The organism is Mycolicibacterium aubagnense (assembly GCF_010730955.1).
Classification (GTDB): Bacteria; Actinomycetota; Actinomycetes; order Mycobacteriales; family Mycobacteriaceae; genus Mycobacterium; species Mycobacterium aubagnense.
The window spans coordinates 2,731,716-2,753,104 of the sequence record NZ_AP022577.1 but is presented as its reverse complement, the minus strand read 5'-3'; the positions used below and the strand labels follow the sequence as shown (position 1 = coordinate 2,753,104).

The 21,389-nt window shown below is 68.0% G+C and carries 20 protein-coding genes and 1 pseudogene; 9 read left to right on the top strand and 12 right to left on the bottom strand.

The window, feature by feature from the left end; all coding sequences use genetic code 11:
- Window positions 1-224: 224 nt before the first annotated feature.
- Window positions 225-1,619, top strand: coding sequence for an IS110 family RNA-guided transposase (locus G6N59_RS13630; protein ID WP_138232793.1), 1,395 nt, complete (start codon window positions 225-227; stop codon window positions 1,617-1,619).
- A gap of 45 nt (window positions 1,620-1,664) precedes the next feature.
- On the opposite strand, the gene G6N59_RS13625 is transcribed toward G6N59_RS13630, so the two are convergent.
- Window positions 1,665-2,252, bottom strand: coding sequence for a copper chaperone PCu(A)C domain-containing protein (locus G6N59_RS13625; protein ID WP_179970312.1), 588 nt, complete (start codon window positions 2,250-2,252; stop codon window positions 1,665-1,667).
- Between the two features lie 371 nt (window positions 2,253-2,623).
- On the opposite strand from G6N59_RS13625, the gene carD reads away from it, so the two are divergent.
- The 4 genes from carD to rlmB are packed head-to-tail and all read left to right on the top strand — an operon-like array spanning window position 2,624 to window position 5,979.
- Window positions 2,624-3,112, top strand: a complete 489-nt coding sequence (gene carD, locus G6N59_RS13620) for an RNA polymerase-binding transcription factor CarD (RefSeq protein ID WP_020100886.1) — start codon at window positions 2,624-2,626, stop codon at window positions 3,110-3,112.
- A gap of 20 nt (window positions 3,113-3,132) precedes the next feature.
- Window positions 3,133-3,606 carry a 2-C-methyl-D-erythritol 2,4-cyclodiphosphate synthase gene (gene ispF / locus G6N59_RS13615; RefSeq protein ID WP_138232791.1) on the top strand — a complete coding sequence of 158 codons (474 nt, stop codon included), beginning with the start codon at window positions 3,133-3,135 and terminating at the stop codon, window positions 3,604-3,606.
- Window positions 3,607-3,625: 19 nt separating this feature from the next.
- Complete coding sequence (gene cysS, locus G6N59_RS13610) at window positions 3,626-5,035, top strand: cysteine--tRNA ligase (RefSeq protein ID WP_268815831.1); 1,410 nt, start codon at window positions 3,626-3,628, stop codon at window positions 5,033-5,035.
- 2 nt (window positions 5,036-5,037) lie between these two features.
- The gene (rlmB, locus tag G6N59_RS13605; protein ID WP_138232790.1) at window positions 5,038-5,979 is read left to right on the top strand and encodes a 23S rRNA (guanosine(2251)-2'-O)-methyltransferase RlmB; all 942 of its coding nucleotides are present in this window, start codon (window positions 5,038-5,040) and stop codon (window positions 5,977-5,979) included.
- On the opposite strand, the gene G6N59_RS13600 is transcribed toward rlmB, so the two are convergent.
- The 4 genes and pseudogenes from G6N59_RS13600 to G6N59_RS13585 form a co-directional block, all read right to left on the bottom strand.
- A complete protein-coding gene (locus G6N59_RS13600; protein WP_138232789.1) occupies window positions 5,976-7,532 on the bottom strand; it encodes a purple acid phosphatase family protein in 1,557 nt (518 codons plus the stop codon). The two genes, rlmB and G6N59_RS13600, sit on opposite strands and share 4 nt — an antisense overlap.
- A gap of 97 nt (window positions 7,533-7,629) precedes the next feature.
- Window positions 7,630-8,811: pseudogene (locus tag G6N59_RS13595) on the bottom strand (SLC13 family permease); the annotation flags it as partial.
- Window positions 8,751-9,686 carry an MBL fold metallo-hydrolase gene (locus G6N59_RS13590; RefSeq protein WP_138232787.1) on the bottom strand — a complete coding sequence of 312 codons (936 nt, stop codon included), beginning with the start codon at window positions 9,684-9,686 and terminating at the stop codon, window positions 8,751-8,753. The gene G6N59_RS13590 and the pseudogene G6N59_RS13595, both read right to left, overlap by 61 nt.
- Window positions 9,686-10,444, bottom strand: a complete 759-nt coding sequence (locus G6N59_RS13585; protein ID WP_138232786.1) for a LamB/YcsF family protein — start codon at window positions 10,442-10,444, stop codon at window positions 9,686-9,688. Before G6N59_RS13585 ends, G6N59_RS13590 begins: the two co-directional genes overlap by 1 nt.
- A gap of 24 nt (window positions 10,445-10,468) precedes the next feature.
- Between G6N59_RS13585 and G6N59_RS13580 the strand changes: the two genes are divergently transcribed.
- Window positions 10,469-11,275, top strand: a complete 807-nt coding sequence (locus G6N59_RS13580; RefSeq protein WP_138232785.1) for a sulfurtransferase — start codon at window positions 10,469-10,471, stop codon at window positions 11,273-11,275.
- Window positions 11,276-11,279: 4 nt separating this feature from the next.
- Here the strand turns inward: G6N59_RS13580 and G6N59_RS13575 are convergent, their stop codons facing one another.
- The 3 genes from G6N59_RS13575 to G6N59_RS13565 are packed head-to-tail and all read right to left on the bottom strand — an operon-like array spanning window position 11,280 to window position 13,834.
- Window positions 11,280-12,110 carry a metal ABC transporter permease gene (locus G6N59_RS13575; protein ID WP_138232784.1) on the bottom strand — a complete coding sequence of 277 codons (831 nt, stop codon included), beginning with the start codon at window positions 12,108-12,110 and terminating at the stop codon, window positions 11,280-11,282.
- Window positions 12,103-12,915, bottom strand: coding sequence for a metal ABC transporter ATP-binding protein (locus tag G6N59_RS13570; RefSeq protein WP_138232783.1), 813 nt, complete (start codon window positions 12,913-12,915; stop codon window positions 12,103-12,105). The genes G6N59_RS13575 and G6N59_RS13570 overlap by 8 nt, the downstream gene beginning before the upstream one ends.
- Before the next feature lie 19 nt (window positions 12,916-12,934).
- Window positions 12,935-13,834 carry a metal ABC transporter solute-binding protein, Zn/Mn family gene (locus tag G6N59_RS13565; RefSeq protein ID WP_138232782.1) on the bottom strand — a complete coding sequence of 300 codons (900 nt, stop codon included), beginning with the start codon at window positions 13,832-13,834 and terminating at the stop codon, window positions 12,935-12,937.
- Window positions 13,835-13,930: 96 nt separating this feature from the next.
- Here G6N59_RS13565 and G6N59_RS13560 point away from each other — a divergent pair, with 96 nt between their 5' ends.
- Entirely contained in the window at window positions 13,931-15,031 is a 1,101-nt protein-coding gene (locus G6N59_RS13560) for an Rv3575c family transcriptional regulator (protein ID WP_138232781.1), read from the top strand.
- On the opposite strand, the gene otsB is transcribed toward G6N59_RS13560, so the two are convergent.
- Window positions 15,028-15,771 carry a trehalose-phosphatase gene (otsB, locus tag G6N59_RS13555; protein ID WP_138232780.1) on the bottom strand — a complete coding sequence of 248 codons (744 nt, stop codon included), beginning with the start codon at window positions 15,769-15,771 and terminating at the stop codon, window positions 15,028-15,030. The genes G6N59_RS13560 and otsB overlap by 4 nt on opposite strands.
- A gap of 3 nt (window positions 15,772-15,774) precedes the next feature.
- On the bottom strand, window positions 15,775-16,380 hold the full coding sequence (gene kstR / locus G6N59_RS13550) for a cholesterol catabolism transcriptional regulator KstR (RefSeq protein WP_407665858.1): 606 nt from the start codon (window positions 16,378-16,380) through the stop codon (window positions 15,775-15,777).
- Window positions 16,381-16,647: 267 nt separating this feature from the next.
- On the opposite strand from kstR, the gene G6N59_RS13545 reads away from it, so the two are divergent.
- Window positions 16,648-18,777, top strand: coding sequence for an acyl-CoA dehydrogenase family protein (locus G6N59_RS13545; protein WP_138232779.1), 2,130 nt, complete (start codon window positions 16,648-16,650; stop codon window positions 18,775-18,777).
- Window positions 18,778-18,791: 14 nt separating this feature from the next.
- On the opposite strand, the gene G6N59_RS13540 is transcribed toward G6N59_RS13545, so the two are convergent.
- Window positions 18,792-19,646, bottom strand: coding sequence for a LysR family transcriptional regulator (locus G6N59_RS13540; protein ID WP_163911302.1), 855 nt, complete (start codon window positions 19,644-19,646; stop codon window positions 18,792-18,794).
- Window positions 19,647-19,723: 77 nt separating this feature from the next.
- Here G6N59_RS13540 and G6N59_RS13535 point away from each other — a divergent pair, with 77 nt between their 5' ends.
- Entirely contained in the window at window positions 19,724-20,722 is a 999-nt protein-coding gene (locus G6N59_RS13535; RefSeq protein ID WP_407665887.1) for a bile acid:sodium symporter family protein, read from the top strand.
- A 1-nt stretch (window position 20,723) separates the two neighbouring features.
- Here G6N59_RS13535 and G6N59_RS13530 read toward each other — a convergent pair whose 3' ends face one another.
- Window positions 20,724-21,341 (bottom strand): TetR/AcrR family transcriptional regulator, encoded by a 618-nt coding sequence (locus G6N59_RS13530; RefSeq protein ID WP_138232776.1) that lies wholly within the window; start codon window positions 21,339-21,341, stop codon window positions 20,724-20,726.
- Window positions 21,342-21,389 lie beyond the last annotated feature (48 nt).

Sequence of the window (21,389 nt, the reverse complement as noted above, 5' to 3'; positions counted from 1 at the left end):
TTTGAGTGAGTCCGTGGGCAGGTCGAGGCACCGACCGGGACACCCGGTGATCCCTGACGTCTGAGTGGCCGCCCGCGGGCTCGGTGCCTGGTCGAGCGGTGTCCTTGTTCGGGAACTTGGAGCCAGCCTGAGGGTGGGACTCCTGCTTAGAGAATGTCTGGGCCGTGGCCGCGATGGTCAGTCACCTGGGAAGACAGGATCGGGCTGACAGGAGCAAAACGACGATGGCATTGACGTTGGGTATCGACGTGGCAGTGCGGGCGGCGCACCAAGGGACGCTGGCCCGCGACGGAATCACGGTGTGGCGTGGCCGCAAGTTCTCAACCCGACCGGCGGAGCTGGAACGGTTGTGGGATGACCTGAACCTCGCTGATCCGGGTGATCTGACGGTCGTGGTTGAGCCGACCCGCAACGCGTGGATCGTGGTGGCGGAGTGGTTCCGCCGCCGCGGGGCCCGAGTGGTGATGGTTCCCACCACCCAATCAGCGGATCTGCGCAAGTACTACTCCAAGCACACCAAGAACGATCGGATCGACTCCGAGTTGCTGGCCCGGCTGCCACTTTTACATCCCGAAGGCCTGCGTGAGTATTCCGGCCAGGGACCAGCAGACCCGTTGCGGCGCTTGGTCAAACAGCGCTCCACCATGGTCAAACGACGGGTCGCCGTCTACGCCCGACTCGATGCACTCGTCGAGCTCCTCGGGCCGGATTGGTATGCGGTGCTCGGTTCGAATTACGGCATCGCGGCGTTGGAGTTCCTGGCCCGTTACGCCGATCCGCATGCGGTGCTCCGGCTGGGTCGCGGACGTCTGAGCAGGTTCTTGATCGCCCGGTCCCGTGGCGCGTGGCGCAGCGACCACGCCGCCGGCCTTATCGCCGCGGCCAAGGAAACCCTCGTGCTGTGGGGTTCGGACGGGATGAACTTCGCGGAATTGTCCGAAGACATCGCACATGAAGCCGAACAGGCGCTGTTTTTAACTCGGCAAATCAAGCAGATCGACGAACGAGTCGCGAACCTTTACGCCGAGGCCGACCCCGATGGCATCGTTGCCTCTGCTCCCGGCGTCGGACCGGTCATCAGCGCCGTGATCGCTGGGCGGATCGGTGATCCGCACCGATTCACCTCACTGGCGGCGGTCCGCGCCTACACCGGACTGGTCCCCAAGGTCAGCCAGTCCGGGGTGAGCAAGGTCGAATCCTCGATCACCAAGGCCGGCGACCCGCTGCTGCGCGAAATGCTCTGCACCGCAGCCGATCAAGCCCGCAAGATCGACCCGCAAATCGCGGCGAAATACCAGCGACTGATGGCCGGCGACCGCCACCACGACTCCGCGATATGCCACCTGGCCACCCTGCTGGTCACCAGGATCACCACGTGCATGCGCACCGGCCAGCCCTACGCCCTACGCGATATCGACGGCACCCCGATCACCGAAGCTCAGGGCCGCGTGCTCGTTAAAGAGCGCTACCAGATTGAGCCGCGCCGCCGAGACAACATCCGGCACCAACGTATGCGCGACCGCCGCAACCAAGGGGCGGGCCAGGAGTCACAGGAGTCGCCAAGCGCTCCAACATCCAGGCCCGCCACCAATCACCCTACGAGCCAACACATCGCTTGACATCCGTTAGGAACTCAGAATCCGGCAGGCGCAGCGGAGGGCGGCTTAGTGGTGTCCCTCGCCGCCGGCAGGTGCCGGCGCGGCACCGCCGGCGTCGCGCCGCGGAGCGTCGCCCGCGGAGATCGGGATGGCGATGGTCTTCTCGCCGGCGTTCTGGAACTTGAACGTGAAGTTGTAGTTCAGGCCGTTGCTGATGGGCTTGGTCAGCGCCACCATCGCGATGGAGGTCGTGGCGTCCTCGGACCGCGGCAGGGTCTCCTTCTGGCCGTCCGGGGTGCCGACCAGCAGGACGCCGCCCGCGGGCACCGTGGTGCCGCCGTTGATCAGCACCTCACCGGCGTCCGAGCTGATGCCGACGAGCTTGTCGGCATTGTCGGGCGACTTGTTGGTCGCGACGAACAGCAGCTCGACCATGGTGCCGGGCTTGACGAAGTCGCGGGTCTGGGGTGCGCGCAGGTACACGTTGCGCAGGTCCACGCCGGCCTTCTCGTTGCCGATGGTGGTGGCGGTGCCGTTGACCGCAGGCAGCTGGTTCGCGCTCTGTGAGACCTGGCCGCTGCTGCAGCCGGTGAGCGTCACCGCGGTGGCCAGCCCGAAGGCGGCCAGCGTGACGGCAGAAGTGCGCGATTTCATGCGGTTCACTCAAGCCTCCTGCTTGGGCGCCAGCGGCGATGCGCGTGACGGCCTCGGATATGTCTGCAGCTATGTCCTGCGGTGCTCCCCGGACTGGTCCGGCGTTCGACTATGCAGAGTAGTAGGTGGCGATGGGCGGCGGTAGCGGAGGCCCGCTATCGGCCTGGTTCGGGCGTATTTCCGGCCGCGAACGACCGGTGAATGGGACGTGAATCGGGCGCAATTCGGCCTTATTGTGGCCCTCGCCACTGCACGTAAACGCCGCGCTGTCAACCCCTTTCGCGCATCTGCATGGCCCCTGACCTGCATTGTTGATCCCCGGGTGTCTGGCGCCCGTGCTAACATTGCTATGTGAAAGGGGCCCGAATCTGATGATTTTCAAGGTCGGAGACACCGTCGTTTACCCACACCACGGTGCAGCATTGATCGAGGCGATTGAAACCCGGACCATCAAAGGCGAGCAGAAAGAATATCTCGTCCTTAAGGTTGCGCAGGGCGATCTGACCGTTCGAGTACCCGCAGAAAACGCTGAATACGTCGGCGTTCGCGACGTGGTCGGTCAGGAAGGCCTCGACAAGGTGTTCCAGGTGCTGCGCGCCCCGCACACCGAGGAGCCGACCAACTGGTCTCGCCGTTACAAGGCGAACCTGGAGAAGCTGGCCTCCGGTGATGTGAACAAGGTCGCTGAGGTCGTTCGCGACCTGTGGCGTCGCGACCAGGAGCGTGGCCTGTCCGCCGGCGAGAAGCGCATGCTGGCCAAGGCTCGTCAGATCCTCGTCGGTGAACTGGCCCTGGCCGAGAACACCGATGACGCGAAGGCCGCCACCATCCTGGACGAGGTTCTCGCCGCGGCGTCCTGAACGCCATCCCCAACGAAGCAGTGAACTTCCGTATCGGTCTCGGTACCGATGTACATCCCATCGAGGCAGGGCGGCCATGTTGGCTGCTGTGCTTGTCGTTCGACGATGCTGACGGCTGTGCCGGGCATTCCGACGGCGACGTGGCCGCGCACGCACTCTGTGATGCTCTGCTGAGTGCGGCCGGCCTCGGTGACCTGGGTAGCGTGTTCGGGACCGATCGTCCCGAATGGCGCGGCGTGACGGGCACCGACATGCTCAAACACATCTCCACGCTGGTTACCGCTGCCGGTTTCCGGGTGGGCAACGCGGCGGTCCAGGTGATCGGCAATCGCCCCAAAATCGCGCCCCGCAGGGAAGAGGCCCAGCGCGTGCTGTCGGCGCTTCTGGACGCTCCTGTCTCCGTCTCGGCGACCACCACGGACGGCCTCGGGCTCACCGGACGGGGCGAGGGTCTGGCCGCGATTGCGACGGCGCTGGTGGTCTCGCTCGATTAGGCCGGTAAGCTGGCCCGTCGTGACCGAACACCGTCTCGAGGGCCTGCGGCTCTACGACACCATGACCGGTGCCGTGCGGGACTTCACCCCGGTGCGGCCCGGACACGCATCCATCTACCTGTGTGGCGCAACCGTGCAGGGCCTGCCCCACATCGGCCATGTGCGCAGCGGCGTCGCGTTCGACGTGCTGCGGCGCTGGCTGACGGCCAAGGGCTACGACGTCGCGTTCATCCGGAACGTCACCGACATCGACGACAAGATTCTGGGCAAGGCCGCCGAGGCCGGTCGGCCGTGGTGGGAGTGGGCCGCCACGTTCGAGCGCGCGTTCACGGCCGCGTACGACGCCCTGGGCGTCCTGCCGCCGTCCGCCGAACCGCGGGCGACCGGGCACATCACCCAGATGGTCGAGGTCATCGAGAAGCTGATCGAGCGCGGCCACGCCTATGCCGCCGACGGCGACGTCTACTTCGACGTGCTCAGCCAGCCCGACTACGGCAAGCTCTCCGGCCACCGCATCGACGACGTGCACCAGGGCGAGGGTGTGGCGACCGGCAAGCGTGATCCGCGCGACTTCACCCTGTGGAAAGGCGCCAAGCCCGGTGAGCCGTCGTGGCCGACGCCGTGGGGCCGGGGCCGCCCCGGCTGGCACACCGAGTGTGTGGCCATGTGCCAGGAGTACCTGGGCTCCGAATTCGACATCCACGCCGGCGGCATGGACCTGATCTTCCCGCACCACGAGAACGAGACGGCGCAGGCCAACGCCTGCGGTGACGAGTTCGCGCGCTTCTGGCTGCACAACGGCTGGGTCACCATGGGCGGCGAGAAGATGAGCAAGTCGCTGGGCAACGTCCTGGCGATTCCGGCTGTGCTGCAACGAGTTCGGGCCGCCGAGCTGCGCTACTACCTGGGCAGCGCCCACTACCGGTCCATGCTGGAGTTCTCCGAGAACTCGCTGCAGGACGCCGCCAATGCGTACACGGGCATCGAGGAATTCCTGCACCGGGTCCGCACTCGCGTGGGTGCCGTCGAGGTCGGCACCTGGACCGAGAAGTTCGCCGCCGCACTGGATGACGATCTGGCGGTGCCCGCGGCGCTGGCCGAGGTGCACGCCGCCCGGGCCGACGGCAACCGGGCACTGGACTCCGGCGACCACGCCGGCGCGATGGCTGCGGCGACGTCGATCCGGGCCATGATGGGCATCCTGGGCTGCGATCCGCTCGACGAGCGCTGGGAAACCCGCGACGAGACGTCGGCAGCGCTGAATGCTGTTGACGCGCTGGTGCAGTGGGCGCTCAAGAGCCGCACCGAGGCCCGCGAGAACCGCGACTGGGCCGCCGCCGACGCGATCCGGGACCAGCTGAAGCTGGCCGGCATCGAAGTCACCGATACCGCTGACGGCCCGCAATGGGCCTTGACTGATGGGGCCTGACGATGGCTGGAAACTCCCAGCGCCGCGGCGCAATTCGTAAAGAGGGCACAAAGAAGGGCCCGACGGTGGGTTCGGGTGGCCAGCGCCGCCGGGGCCTCGAGGGCCGAGGTGCGACGCCGCCCGCGAGCCAGCGGCCCAACCACAAGGCCTACAAGCAGGCCGCGAAGACGGCGCGCTCGAATCAGGGGCGGCACAAGAAGACCGACGACGTCGAGGTGGTGGTCGGCCGTAACCCGGTGGTGGAATGCCTGCGGGCCGGTGTGCCCGCCACCGCGCTCTACGTGGTGCTGGGTACTGAAGCCGATGAGCGGCTGACCGAATCCGTCACGCGGGCCGCCGATGCCGGTATCGCGATCCTCGAGGTGCAGCGCCACGACCTGGACCGCATCACCAGCAATGGTATGCACCAGGGCATCGCGCTGCAGGTGCCGCCGTACCAGTACGTGCACCCGGACGATCTGCTGAAGTCCGCGACCACTGACTCCACCCCGGCGCTGCTGGTCGCACTCGACAACATCTCGGACCCGCGCAACCTGGGCGCCATCGTGCGTTCCGTCGCGGCGTTCGGCGGGCACGGTGTGGTGATCCCGCAGCGGCGCTCGGCGTCGGTCAGCGCGGTGGCCTGGCGCACCAGCGCCGGTGCCGCTGCTCGGCTGCCGGTGTCGCGGGCCACGAATCTCAATCGGACACTGAAGGATTGGGCTGATGCCGGGCTGACGGTCGTCGGGTTGGACGCGGGTGGAGATACCGCCCTGGACGAGCTGGACGCGTCCGGACCGATGGTGGTCGTGGTCGGCTCCGAGGGCAAGGGACTCTCGCGGCTGGTGCGGGAGAACTGCGACCACATCGTCTCGATCCCGATGGCCGGGCCCACCGAGTCGCTCAACGCGTCGGTGGCCGCCGGCGTGGTGCTGGCCGAGATCGCCCGGCAGAGAAGGCGCTAGCGGTCGGTGCGGGGCCGCGTCAGGGTGAATCTGTCGACCGCCGTCATCTCGCCGAACGGACCGTTCACCGCGTAGTAGGTGGCGGCCATCGACGTGTTGCCACCCGGCTGACCGGGATCGACATCGAAAGCCACGAAGCCGCAGGGATTGTCGCGATCCCGGAAGACGGACCACGGCGCCGCTTCCTCGATGTAGTTCGGCGTCTTCCTTCCGGTGCTGGGGTTCACCCCTCCCACGGACATGAGAACGCGGCATCGCGGCTCGGGAAAAAGCATCGCGTTCGACGGAATCGACGTGCCACCGCCGCCGATGACCAGATGTACCGTCCCTCGGCTGGTATCGATCGGACCGGACTGTGCGTCAACCGGATTCGGCGTCAGCGTGTCGGTCGGTAAGGTGCCGCGAATCGCATGGCTGCGTTCGTAATGGTGCTCGTGCCCGCAGACCACGAGGTCGACGTTGAACCGGTCGAACAGGGGCAGCCAGTTCTCCCGGATACCGAGGTCGGCGCCATTGGTCTTGTTGCCGGTGGAAACCGCCGTCTGGTGCATGCACACCACAACCCAGTCGATCTCTTTGTTGCTCCGGGTATGCTCGAGTTCTTGTTCGAGCCAACGCTTCTGGGCTCCACCCGAATAGCCGCGCACGTATGAGTTACCGCCATCCTGGTAGCACACGTCGTCGTTGGCGAGGATGATCACGCGAACCGAGCCCGCGGTAAAGGCGTACCACAGGCCACGGAGTTCGGGATCGGAACCGGAGTCCGGCAACCCGAAGTAGGCCTGGTAGGCGCCGTAGCCGATCGGGCCGTTGCCCAACTCGTTCTCATGATTTCCCGGCGCCGGCATCCACGGTCGATTCCGCGCGGAGCGGGTGTTGTTCTCGAACCATTCCGACCAGGTACGGACCCGGTCGTGAGCGAGGTTGGCGTAGCAGAGGTCGCCGTTGACCAGGTGAAACAGCGGGGCCACCCGCTCGACTGCGGTCGTGATGTCACCGGCAGCCGGGGACCCGACGTGGTCGCTGCCAAAGGATGCCGCCACCTTGGCGTCCAGCATGGGGGTCGACTGATCGCCGAAGCTGGTGAAGCGGATCGGCGCCCGGCCGCGCGGCGCGGTACGCACTGTGCCCAGCTCGGGACTGGCGCCGTCGTGCACGGCGGCGTAGACGTAGTCGGTATCGGGTGCGAGTCCGGTCAACCGGGCATGGTGGATACGAATCTCGCTGCGGGAAGCCGCATCTCGGTAGGTGACTGTCTCGGCCGCAACGGCGGTACCGACCCCGGCTTCGGGAGTGCCCACCATGACGTGCGGATTCTTGATTGCCGCGGCGGTATGCCAGGACACCACGACCTCGGTGGCTGCGTCGGCGCCGAACTGGGTGTGCAATCCGGTGACCGGTGGTGCGCCCCTGCCGTCGGCGCGCTGCCACAGCATCGGACTGGAGCGCTTGGTCGTGACGTACCCGCCGGCGGCGGCTCCGACGCCCGCGCCGACGAGAGCCGACGTACCTCCCACGATCAGCGTTCTGCGGCTCACGTCCACGACAGCCATCCTGCCTACGATGCGGCCGGTCCGTCAGGCGGCAACGCCGCCGGGCCACAAATCGACGTGCGATGTCCGATTGCTGTTCTCGTTCAGGTAACCGCGCTCACCGCAGCCCCAGCAGCGAACAGCCCAACCATAATCCCGTCACGGCCAGAACCAGGGTGACCGGCACCGTCGCCAGGCCGACGGCGGTGAACTCTCGCGCCGGTGCGGGCACCTCATCTCGGACCACGTTGCGCCACAACAGGTTCGACAGCGATCCAGGATAGGTCAGGTTGGGGCCGATGTTCACCCCGATGAGTACGGCCAGCACCGCGACCGGGCCGCCGGCCGCGACGAGTGGCAACAGCACCAGCACCGCGGGCAGGTTGTTGATCAGATTCGACAGCACTGCCGCCACGGCAGCGATGCCGAGCAGAGCGGGCAGCGTGGTGCCGTGCGGCAGCAGCTGCGACACCGCGCGACCCAGGCCGAGGTCCAGTACCGCGCTCACCAGTACGCCGAGCGCCAACACGGCCAGGAGGAACGGTACGTTGGCCGCCCGCACGATGCCCATCACTGTCTCGCGGCCGCGCACGACCGCCCGAACCGCGAGCACTGCGGCACCGGCGAAGGCCGCCCACGCCGGAGCCAGTCCGAGCAGGGATGTCGCACCGAAGCCGATGAGCGTCAGCACCAGCACGGTCAGCACGAAGTAGGGCACCTCCGGCGGGGGAGGGGCCTCCCGGTCCACCGCGCCGATCCGCAGTTCGCGCCGGAACAGCAGGCGCAGCAGCACATATTCGGCCGCGACGGCCAAGAGCCAGGGCAGCGTCATCGCCGCGGTGAACCTGGTGAAACTCAGGCCCGCGGTCGAAAAGGCCAGCAGATTGGTCAGATTCGACACCGGCAGCAGCAGCGACGCGGTGTTGGCGAGGTGGGCAGCGGCGTAGCCGTGTGGTCGCGCCGGCACGCCCAGTGTCCGTGCGGTCGAGAGCACGACAGGCGTCAGCAGCACGACGGTGGCATCGAGGCTCAGCACGGCGGTGGTCCCGGCTGCGATGAGGAACACGGTGGTCAGCAGCCGTCGGGCCGCGGATGGTCCGGCGCCCCAGCTGTGCCGGGCCATGTAGATGCCGGCGGCGTGGAAGAGCCCCTCGTCGTCACACAGTTTGGCGAGCACCAGGACCGCGGCCAGGAATCCGACGACCGGCAGCAGCCTGCCGATCTCGTGTAGTGCGGTGTTCACAGCCAGGGGTCGGCGCGTTGCCAGAGCGTCGGAAGGTGCAGCGGCAGGCCATCTTCGTCGGCCAGGCGGCTCAGCACCCGCATCGAGACGTTCAGGTCGTCGCCCGCGTAGGGCAGAGCGCGCAGCGGCTCGTGCAGCGGCCGGAAGAAGTCGTCCCAATGGGTCAAGATGACGCGCCGCGCATTCACCATGCGGACCGTCTCCTTCCAGTAGTCGACGAGGTACCTCTCGGGCTGCAGCCCGAGCTGCCCGATCCCGAGGTACACCACCTCGGCCCGCTGCCCGGCCAGGGCACCGGGCACGAAGCCGGCGCTGCCGACGGCGAGCAGGCTGCGGCCACTGGCGCGGTGCGCGATGAGCGTCGACCAGGCCTCGCCGCACTTGTAGGCCGACGCTCGCACCGGGGGCACCACGGGCGCGGTGATGGTGCCGGGGAATCGGTCCGGCGGGCAGTGGTGGCCGGTGAACAGGGTTACGTCGAAGGCGCCCAACGTCATCGACTCACCAGGCACGGCGACTGTCAACTGCGAGTCGGTGAGGCCGCCGCCGCGGCCGATGTAGGCGGCCGACGTGCCACCCACGAGTTGTGCCCCGGTACGCGCGGCGACCGCCGCGGAGTCCATGGCGTGGTCGAAATGCGTGTGCACCGGCAGCACGGCGTCCAGTCGGTCGATGCCGAGCCGGTGCAGGCAGCCATCAATACGTGGTAGTGCGGGGCTCAACCGGCCCAGCCCCACCGACAGCAGGCTTGGCCGGGAGAAGAAGCCGTCGGTCAACAAGGCTGACGACGAACCGGCAGGATCGGTCGCGGCGACCAACATGGTGGTGACGCCGGCCCAGGTGACGGTCACTGGAGAGTCGGCGGTTGCCGCCGGCTGGTCGAAGTGATGGGCATAGGAGGCGAGGTCGGGCCGGCCTGGTTTCAATCGCATCAGCAGAAGGCCTCGATCTGTACGTTCTCTGCGGTCAGGCGTTCGCGGACCGCGCGGGCGATGTCGACGGCGCCGGGCGAATCGCCGTGTACGCAAATCGATTTCACGCTGATCTTGATGGTGGAGCCGTCGACGGCGCCGACCCGGCCGGCGGTCACCATGGAGGCCACCCGATCGGCGATGGTCGAAACGTTGTGCAGCACCGCATTGCGTTGCGTGCGCGGCACCAGTTGTCCGTCTGGGCGGTACGAGCGGTCGGCGAAAGCCTCGGGCACAGTGCGCAGTCCGAGGTCCTCGGCGGCGGCGAAGAACGCCGAACCCGCCAGCCCCAGCACCGGCAGTGCCGGGTCGACGGCGTGGACCGCGGCGGCCACCGCCCGGGCCTGGACGTGGTCGGTGGCGATCGTGTTGTACAGGGCGCCATGGGGTTTGACGTAGCTGACGGCCGACCCGGCGACTTGCGCGAGGGCCTGTAGTGCGCCGATCTGGTAGATCACGTCGGCGGTGAGGTCCTCGGGGGCGACGTCGATGTAGCGGCGGCCGAAGCCGGCCAGGTCGCTGTAGCCCACCTGCGCGCCGATCCGCACTCCGCGCTCGGCGGCCGCGTGACACACCCGCAGCAGCCCGGCGGGATCGCCGGCGTGGAAGCCGCAGGCGATGTTGGCGCTGGTGACCAGATCGAGCATCGCGTCGTCGTCGCCCAGCTGCCATACCCCGAAGCTCTCACCGAGATCGGCATTGAGATCCACAGCAGACATGTCTGCCAGCCTAGGCTTGCCGCTATGTCCACTCGTGACGACATTCTGATCACCGCCTTCGGTCTCGCCCAGCTGATCGCCGCGGGCGACGTGACGCTGCTCGATGTGCGCTGGCAGCTGGCCAAGCCCGACGGCCGCGACGACTACCGGGCCGGGCACATCCCGGACGCGGTGTATGTCTCGCTGGACGACGACCTGTCGGATCACACCGTGACGGGGCGGGGCCGGCATCCGTTGCCATCGGGGTCGGCATTGCAGGAGGCGGCGCGCCGCTGGGGAATGAGAAACGGCGTGCCGACCGTCATCTATGACGACTGGAACCGTGCGGGCTCGTCCCGCGCCTGGTGGGTGCTGCGGGCCGCGGGTGTCGAGAACGTGCGCATTCTGGACGGTGGGCTGGCGGCGTGGACCGCCTCGGGTGGGCCGCTGGACCGCGGCGACGTCGAACCGGAGCCTGGCGACGTCACGGTGACCCATGAGGACCTCTACGTGGGCGCCATGCCGACCCTGACGGCCGACGAGGCCGCCGCGCTGGGTCCGCGGCTGGGCGACGTCCGCGCGCCGGAACGGTTCCGTGGGGACGTCGAACCGATGGACCCGGTGGCCGGGCACATTCCGGGCGCGGTGAATCTGCCGAGCATGCTGGCCGCCGACGGCACGGTGCGGACCGATCTCGATGGCCCGGATGTGTCCGGCGTGTATTGCGGGTCCGGCGTCACCGCCGCGGTGGCGGTGGCCGCACTGGCGTCGGTGGGCCGTCAGGTGGCGCTCTTCCCCGGCTCGTGGTCGCAGTGGAGCAACGAGCCGGGACGCCCAGTGGGGCGAGCGTAGCGCGCTACCGGAGACTGAGCTTCCCGGCGCCCCAGCACAGCAGGTAGATGCCGAACGAGATCGACGTCACGAACACGGACACCGGCACACCCGGGGCCAGCGACAGCACGATGCCGCCGACCGCGGCGATCTCGGCGAAGACCACCGAGGCCACCAAGGTGGTGACGGGGGAGTTGAACACCCGGCCCGCCGCGGCGGCGGGCGTGATCAACAGCGACATCACCAGCAGCGCCCCGACGATCTGCACGCCCTGCGCGGCCGCGACACCGACCAGCGTGGCGAACACGATCCCCAGCGCCCGCACCGGAACCCCGCGGGCCGCAGCCACTTCCGGGTCAGCGGTGGCGAAGAGCAGCGGGCGGTAGCAGGCCGCGAGGACCGCGACCACCAGCACCGTCACCACCGCAAGCACCGTCAGCCCCGAGTATCCGACGCCGACGATCTGCCCGGTGAGCAACGCGAAACTGGTGCCGGTGCGGCCCGGATACAGGTGAATGAACAACACCGCCAGGCCCAGGCCGAAGGCCAGCACCACGCCGATGGCCGAGTCCCGCTCCCTCGACCGCTGCCCGAGAATGCCGAAAACTATTGCCGCCAGGGCACTTCCGACCAGAGCGCCGAGTCCGACGTTGAGCCCGGTCAGTAGTGCGAACGCGGCGCCCGTCAGCGACAGCTCGCTGGACCCGTGCACCGCGAACGACATCTGCCGCATCACGATGAACGGCCCGATCAGTCCGCCCAGAAGCGCCAACAGCGCCGCGGCGAGCACGGCCTGCTGGACGAAGTCGCGGCTGAGCAGGTCCGCGGTCAGCGTGGGGTTGAAGAAGTTATTCACAGCAGTGCCCGCTCGCGTGCTCGGAGTTGTCCACGCCGGCACCGTCCTGGCCGACCACGACGTACTGACCGCCGATCCGGGCGACCTGGATGTCGGCGCGGTACAGGGCCGACAGCGTCTCGGACGTCATGACCTCGTCGACGGTGCCGATCCGGAAGCGCCCGTCCACCAGGTACAGCACCCGGTCCACGTACGGCAGCACGGGATTGACCTCGTGGGTGACGAACAGGACGGCAGTGCCGGCGTCCTTGCGGCGCTGGTCGATGAGGCTCGACACGAGTTTCGCGTTGGCCGGGTCGAGGTTGAGCAACGGTTCGTCGCACAGCAGCAGCGCGGGGTCGGAGGCCAGGGCCTGCGCGATCCGGACCCGTTGCAGTTCGCCGCCCGACATCACGGCCACGGGGACGTCGGCCAGCCGGGCTCCGTCGACCTGGCTCAGGGCCTGGGTCACCACGGCGCGACGCTGGGCCCGCTTCCGCGGTCCGGCGAAACCCCAGCGGTGTCCGTCGCAGCCGAGGCCGACCAGATCACGGCCGCGCAGCGTCAGGCCGGTGTCCAGCGAGCGGTGTTGCGGTACGTAGCCGATGGCGCCGGTGGTGGTCATGCGGCCGGCGGTCAACGGCTGCTGGCGCAGCAGCACCTTCAGCAGGGAGGTCTTGCCGGTGCCGTTCGGGCCGAGCACCGCGATGAACTCGCCGCGGCGGACCGTCAGATCCAATCGGTCCCACAGCACGCGGTCGCCGAATGACAACCGCGCACCGGTCAGCTCGGCGACCGCCGTAGCGGACGAGGGATCGGAAGGCACGGCTACAAATTATCCCGGCCTATCGGGCCGCTACGGGTGCGGTGTCCAACTGGTGTGCCAGTGCCTCGGCGGTCTGGCGCTGCCAGGTCAGGAAGTCCTGTCCGGCGGGCAGCGTCTCGGTGACCTCGACGATGGGCAGCGCGGCCTTGTTGGCCGCGTCCTGCAGCTGCCTGGTCACGGCCGTCTCGGTCTGCTTGTTCACCACCAGCGCGTCCACCTTGTGGCCGTTGATCAGGTCCAGCATCGCGGCCACGTCGGCCGGGGCCGGGTCGTGGCCGTCTTCGGCGGCGGCCGCGAACCCGTGCGGAGTGCTGTCAGTGACGCCGGCGGCGGCCAGCAGGTAGTGCGCGACGGGCTCGGTGGCGACCACGGCGGCACCGGGGTGCTTCTGGCCGATGGCGCGTTCGGTGGCCGCGATGGCGTCGGTCTGCTTGCCGAATTCCGTCGCGTTGGCGCGGTAGGCATCGGCATGCGCGGGGTCGGCACCGGCCAGGTCGTCGGCGATCTTCGCGGCGACGGCCTTGGCCACCGCCATGTTGTAGAAGACGTGCTCGTTGGCCTCACCTGCGGCGCTGTGCGGCAGTAGCGAATAGGCGTTCACGGTGGTGGCATTCTTGTGGTCCGCAAGCACGTCGTCGGCCCAATGGTCGTAGCCGCCGCCGTTGATGACGACCAGGGTGGCGTCGGCGATGGCGGCGGCGTCTGCCGGGGTGGCCTCGTAAGAGTGCGGGTCGGCGGCGGGGTTGGTGAGGATCGACGTGACGTCGGCGTGCCCGCCGGCCACCGCGGTGGCGACGCTGCCCCAGACGTTGGTGGTGGCGACCACCTTGGCCTGGTGACCGGAGTCGCCTTCCGACCCGCAGCCGGCGATGGTCAGCGCGGTCAGGGCGGACAGTGCGATGAGCCTGGTCCGGGTCATGTGTGCTCCTGCGAATTAGTGTTAATGAAAACCGTTTGCAATAAATCTAGTGCACCGCTGCCCCGCAGCGCGAATCGGATGCGCTAGCGTCACAACATGCCGAGGAGTCCCAACCCGAGGCGTCGGGCCACGCTGGCCTCACTGGCTGCCGAGCTGAAGGTCTCGCGCACCACGATCTCCAATGCCTACAACCGGCCGGACCAACTCTCCCCGGAGCTTCGTGAGCGGGTACTCGCCGCGGCCAAGGAGATGGGTTACCCCGGGCCCGACCCGGTGGCGCGCTCTCTGCGTACCCGCAAGGCCGGCGCCTTCGGGCTCATCATCACCGAGTCGCTCAACTACTCGTTCCGTGACCCTGCGGCGCTGGATTTCGTTGCCGGACTTGCCGAATCGTGTGAGGAGGCGGGGCAGGGCCTGCTGCTGGTGGCAGCCGGGCCGAACCGGTCGGTCGAGGACGGCACCGCGGCGGTGCTGTCCGCCGGGGTCGACGGGTTCGTGGTCTACGCCGCCTCCGACGACGATCCCTACCTGCCGGTGGTGCAGCAGCGTGGCGTGCCGATCGTCATCGTCGACCAGCCCAAGGACGTCCAGGGCGCCTCGCGGGTCTGCATCGATGACCGGGCGGCCATGCGTGGCATCGCGGAATATGTTGTCGGCCTTGGTCATCGGGAGATCGGCCTGCTGACCATGCGGCTCGGCCGGGACTGGCCGCACGGCAACGCACAGTCGGCCGTCGCGGACCCGGAGCGGCTCACCTCGCAGCATTTTCACGTGCAGTGCGAACGCATTCTCGGGGTACGTGACGCGATGTCCGGTGCCGGGCTGAATCCCGATGCCCTCACGGTGGTCGAGACGTTCGAGCACCTGCCGAGTTCCGGCGGGGCCGCGGCCGCTGTTGCGCTGCAAGCCAATCCGCGCATCACAGCGCTGATGTGCACCGCTGACGTCCTGGCTCTGTCGGCCATGGACCACCTCCGGTCGCGCGGTATCTACGTGCCGGGCCAGATGACCGTGACCGGATTCGACGGCGTCCCCGAGGCGCTGGCCCGCGGGTTGACCACCGTGGCCCAGCCGAGTCTGGAGAAAGGTCGGCGGGCCGGATACCTGCTGAACAATCCGCCGCGGTCCGGCATCCCGGTCATCGAGGTGCTCGACACCGAACTGGTCCGCGGCCGCACCTCGGGTCCGCCCGCTTAACCTGCCCGGCGCGCCGCCAGGTACGCCAACGCCTCTGCGACGTCCTCGGGGGAGTCGATGCGGTACCGCGCGGCCGACGGCCCGGGGCCGACCTTCACGCCGACGTCGCCGTCGCGCAGCCGGGCGAAGGCCTTCTCGTCGGTGACGTCGTCGCCCAGGTACACCACCGCGGTCGCGCCGTCGCGCTCGCGCAGTAGGTCGATGGCCGAGCCCTTGCTGGTGGTGATCACCGCGAACTCCAGTACCGCCTTGCCCTCGGTGGTTTCGGCGGGCCACGCCGTCCCGGCCCTGCGCGCGGCCGCCAAAGCGGCCTCGCCGTCGTCAGCCGAGGCGTTCCGGACGTGCAGGGCAACGCTGGCGGGCTTGGTCTCGACTTTCACGCCCGGGTATCGACTTGCGATCTCGGTGAGCGAATCGACGATGCGGGCCAGCAGAACGCCGTCGACGGTTTGCGTGAATCCGTCGTCGAACTCGGCGCCGTGACTACCCACCAGCTGCACCGACGCGGGCATGCCGGAAAGCGCGCGAAGGACCTCCAGCGCGCGGCCGGACACCAGCGCGACGAACGTGTCAGGGAGCTCCGCCAGATTCAGTACGGCAGCAGATCCGGCGGGCAACGCTCGCGCGTCGGCAGGGTTGTTGACGATCGGCGCCAGGGTGCCGTCGAAATCGGAGGTGACGAGCAGGCGGGGTGTGGCGGCGACTGCGTCGAGCGCCGTGATCAGATCAGCCGGGAGCACCGGTCAGATTTTAGGGTGCTCGCCGTCGCCGATCAGCAGCCGGACCGCCAGATCGAGCCGCTTGCTCACGTCCGTGGCCGAAGCGCGCCGGGTCAGCCAGGCCAGCAGGTTCGACAGCCACACATCGGAGATGACGCGGGCGATGTGGTACTGGTCCTCTGTGGGCTCACCGTCGCTCATGGCGCGGGCGAACATCGAGTCCATGAGCTTGCCGACGTGATCAACCTCACCGGCCGCGGACGCGTCGGCGAACACGAAAGCACGCGTCATGGCCTCGGTCAGCAGCGGATTGCGCTGCATCGACCGGTTCAGCTTGCCGACCATCGCATTGAGCCGCTGGTACGGCGTACCGCCGGTCAGCGCGGCGCGATCGGTCTTGGCGTCGATGCGCTCGAACTCGCGGCCCAGCGCGGACACCAGTAGGTGCACCTTGGACGGGAAGTAGCGGTACAGCGTGCCGACGGCGACATCGGCGCGTTCTGCCACAGCGCGCATCTGAACTGCCTCGTAGCCGCCCTTGGAGGCGATGGCGAGGGTGGCGTCCAGAATGCGCTTACGACGCTCGCGTTGCGCTTCGGAGCCCAGTTCGGACTCGGCGAGTACAGCCATGGTCGTCACCTCCCTAGGGCGGACGGCGGAATCGGAGTCGGGTGTTGCTGGCAGGGTTGTCTCGCGGGCCATGCGCCCATCAACTCCTTCGGGTAGCGCAGTGGGTGAAAACGATACGCAATGTGATCGGTAATTTCCCACCTCCAGGCGCCCCGGGACACCCGAGTGTCCTGCTGTAATGGCGATCGACTTGACGTCTGATTGCTGTCACCATTAGAACACGTTCTAGTGAGAAGCGTGTTCTTCTCGCCCAAACGCTAGGAGCGCATGGTGTCCATCACTTCCACAACTATCGACTCCGAGCGGGCCGAGGTCCGCGAAATGGTCCGTAGCTGGGCCCTCGCGTCGGGTTCCATCGCCGCGGTCCGGGCTTTGGAAGCCGGAGCGGGGGGTTCCGCTGATTCTTGGCGCGGCCCGTATGACGGTCTGGTCGAACTAGGGACCTTCGGCGTCGCGGTCCCCGAGGACCTCGGCGGAGCCGGCGGATCCATTGCTGATCTCTGCGTGATGGTCGACGAAGCCGCTGCCGCGCTGGTTCCCGGACCGGTCGCCACGACCGCCCTGGCAACTCTGGTGATCACCGACGCCGCGCTGCTCGAGGCGCTGGTGTCCGGTCAGCGCACCGCCGGTCTGGCGCTGAGCTCAGACATCGTCTTCGACGGCCAGTCCGCCACCGGCACCGCCAAGTTCGTGCTGGGTGCCTTGCCCGACGGGCTGCTGATCCTGCCGGCAGGCGACGTCTGGCTGCTGGTCGACGCCACCGCGTCCGCCGTCACCGTCACGCCGCTCGAGGCCACCGACTTCTCTCGCCCGTTGGCCCGTGTCGAATGCCGCGGCGCCGCGGCGACCGTCATCGATGCCCCGGTCGCCGACCTGGCCGTGACCGTGCTGGCCGCCGAGGCCGCGGGCCTGGCCCGCTGGCAGCTGGAGACAGCCGCCGACTACGCCAAGGTGCGTGAGCAGTTCGGCAAGCCGATCGGCAGCTTCCAGGCCGTCAAACACATGTGCGCCGAGATGTTGCTGCGTTCGCAGCAGGTTGCGGTGGCCGCGAGCGACGTCGCCGAGGCCGCCGTCTGTGCTGTCTCAGACGGTGACGCCGAACAACTCTCCATCGCCGCCGCCGTGGCTGCTGCCGCCGCCATCGATGCCGCGAAACACAATGGGCGCGACTGCATTCAGGTGCTCGGTGGCATCGGCTTCACCTGGGAGCACGACGCGCACCTGTACCTGCGCCGCGCGTACGCCACCGCCCAGATTCTCGGCGGCCACGGCAGCTGGTTGCGCCGGGTGGCCGCGCTGACCCGTTCGGGGCTGCGCCGTCAGCTGCATGTCGATACCGGCGAGGCGGAGACGATCCGTCCCGAGATCGCCGCCGTGGTCGCCCAGATCGCCGCGCTCCCCGTCGAGAAGCACCAGGCCGCATTGGCCGAGGCCGGACTGATGGCTCCGCACTGGCCCGCGCCGTACGGTCGCTCCGCGTCGCCGGGTGAGCAGCTGGTGATCGATGATGAGCTCAGCGCCGCAAGCGTTGTGCGCCCGGACATTTCGATCGGCTGGTGGGCCGCGCCGACCATCCTGGGCCACGGCACGCCCGAGCAGATCGACCGCTTCATCCCGGGCACCCTGACCGGCGACGTGTACTGGTGCCAGCTGTTCTCCGAGCCGGGCGCGGGCTCCGACCTGGCGGCTCTGAGGACCAAGGCCGTCAAGGTCGACGGCGGTTGGAAGCTGACGGGCCAGAAGGTGTGGACCTCCAACGCGCATCGCGCCAACTGGGGAATCTGCTTGGCGCGCACCAACCCTGACGCGCCGAAGCACAAGGGCATCACTTATTTCGTCGTCGACATGAGCTCGCCCGGCATCGACATTCGCCCGCTCCGGGAGATCACCGGTGAGGCGCTGTTCAACGAGGTGTTCCTGGACGACCTGTTCGTGCCGGACGACTGTGTTATCGGCCCTGTCGACGGCGGTTGGGCGCTGGCCCGCACCACACTGGCCAACGAGCGCGTCGCCATGGCCGCCGGTGGCGCACTGGACAAGGGCATGGAGCACCTGCTGGACGTGCTCGGCGACCGGGAACTGGACGCCGCTCACGCGGAACGCCTTGGTGCGCTGATCGTTGCGGCCCAGGTGGGTTCGCTGCTGGATCAGCTGACGGCGCAGATGGCCGTCGGTGGCCACGATCCGGGAGCTCCGTCGAGTGTGCGCAAGCTCATCGGCGTGCGCTACCGCCAGGCGCTGGCCGAGACCATCATGGACGCCCACGACGGGTCGGGCATCCAGGATTCTCCGGACGTCCGGTACTTCCTCAACACCCGTTGCCTGTCCATCGCCGGTGGTACCGAGCAGATTCTGCTGACCGTGGCCGGCGAGCGACTGCTGGGCCTGCCGCGCTAGCGGCCCCTGCTCCGTCAACGCCGCATACGGTGTGCGCCGGCGACGATCGCGTCGTGCAGGGCCACTTCGGCGTCGGACGGCGTACTGCGCCGGTGCAGCAGAACGAATTCCAGGTGCCCCAGACGGGGAAGTCGGCCGTCGGTGATCGGTTGAAGGCCCTGCGGCAGAACCGATTCGGAATGCGCGATGATGCCGAGCCCGGCGAGTGCCGCGGCCTGCAGGCCGAGCAGGCTGTCGCTGACGCACGCGATGCGCCAGGCGCGGCGCTCGCGTTCCAGTTCGCGTAGCGCGATGTGTCGGGTCAGGCTCGGCGGTGGATAGGTCACGATCGGTACCGGGTCGGGGATGTCGGTCAGCCCGGGCCGCCCGGCCCACACCAGGCGGTCCCGCCACAGCAGCTCGCCGTGTTGCTCGCCGGGCAGCCGTTTGGCCACCATGAGGTCCAATTCGCCTGCAGCCATTCGGGTTTTGAGGTTCTCGCTCAGGCCCACCACCAGCTCCAGGTCGACGCCGGGATAGGACCGCCTGAACTCGACCAGCACGTCGGAGAGCATCCGGCCGACCAGATCGTCGGAGGCGCCCAGGCGGATCAGGCCGGTGGGTTGGGATTCGGAGAAATAGCGGTCGGCCTTGGTTTGCGCGTCCAGGATGTCGCGGGCGAAGCCGACCATCGCCGCGCCGTCGGCAGTGAGAGCCAGATTGCGGGTGTCGCGCCGGAACAGCTCGCGGCCGACGGCCTGCTCCAAGCGGGAGATATGTCCGCTGACGGTTGACTGGCGGAGCCCCAGCAGCCGTCCGGCGGCCGTGAATCCATCGGCGCGCTCGACTGCGAGGAAGGTCCGCAGCAGTTCGGGATCCAACATATTCATCACGATATCCGTTTAGATATATCGAATCCATCGCCTATCGCTATGAGTGGCTGCGACAGTACGTTTGTCCGGTGAACATGCTCGCCAAACTCCGGATCGATGGCTTCCTGCTGGGCCTGTTCGCCGCAATGGCCATCGGTGTGCTGCTTCCGGCCCGCGGCGACGCCGGTCAGGCCGTCGAGACGGCGACCAAGGTCGCGATCGCTGTGCTGTTCCTGCTGTACGGCACCCGCCTGCACCCGCGTGAGGCGCTTGAGGGGCTCAAGCACTGGCGGCTGCACACCACGGTGCTGGCCGCGACCTTTGTCCTGTTCCCGCTGCTCGGACTGGCCATGAAGCTGCTGGTGCCGTCGATGCTGACCGACGAGCTCTACACCGGCATGCTGTATCTGTGTCTGCTGCCGTCCACGGTGCAGTCGTCCATCGCGTTCACCTCGATCGCTCGCGGCAACGTCGCAGCGGCCGTCGTGAGCGCATCGGCGTCGAACCTGTTGGGCATCTTCCTCACCCCGTTGTTGGTGGGCCTGCTCATGACGACCACCGGCGCCGCCACGGTGTCGGCGAACTCGATCCTGGAGATCGTCGTGCAGCTGCTGCTGCCGTTCCTCGCCGGTCAGCTACTGCGGTCCAAGCTGCACAGGGTGCTGGCCCACACCACCCTCACCAAGGTCGTCGACCGTGGCTCGGTCTACCTGGTGGTCTACGCAGCGTTCAGTGCGGGGATGGCCGAACATATTTGGACCGGCATGAAGGTCACCAACGTGCTCGCGGTGATTGCCGTCAGTGTGGTGCTGCTGGCGGTGGTGCTGGGTATTACGGCAGGGGTGGCGCGGCTATTGAAGTTCGACCGCGCTGACCGCATCGTGATCATCTTCTGTGGATCGAAGAAGAGCCTCGCTACCGGGCTGCCAATGGCCACGGTGTTGTTCGCCGGGCACCCGGTGGGCCTGATTGTGTTGCCGCTGATGATCTTTCACCAGATCCAGCTGATTACCTGCGCGACGTTGGCCGGGCGCTGGGGACGGCAGGCCGCGGCCGAGGAACAGCGACAAGAGCTGGCGGTCGCGCAGAGCTGAACTACTGGCCTCGCAGATATGTCGCCAGCATCGAGACGGTCGAATCCTCCAGCAGTTGTGGATCGGCGGGATCCGCGCAGGCGATGAGGCGGTGAGTCAGCGACTCGATGGTCGCGACCGTCATCCGCGCGGCGAATTTCAGATCGGGGACGCGAATTTCGGGATGCTGAGCCAAGAGCTCGTGCGCCGTCGCCACCGCGGATTCCTCGGCGTCGCGCAGCCGGGCCAGTAGCGCCGGTGACCGCGGCGCCTCCGCGAACAGCACCTGGTGCAGCTGCGGATTGTCGCGGTGGTTGTCGATGGTCGCGCGCGTGAACAGCCGAAGTTGGCCCTCCAGCGTGGACGGCAGTCCCGCTGCCACCCGGGCCGCCAATAGCGTCGTCCCGGCATCGACGTGAGCATCGGTGAGCGCGACAAGGATTGCGTCTTTGTTCGGAAAGTACTGGTAGAGCGAGCCGATCGACATACTCGCCGCCTCGGCAATGCGATTGGTGGTGCCGCCGCGGTAGCCGAACTCCGCGAAAACGTGAGCAGCGGCTTCGAGGATTCGCTGCCGAGTCTCGACTGACCGTTGTTGTTTGGGCTGCTTGCGGGCGCGAAACCGGTCCGGTGGTGCCACGGTCACCTCCGCGCGAAAAAGCGAGTAGTCACCGGCTTCTCGCCGGTC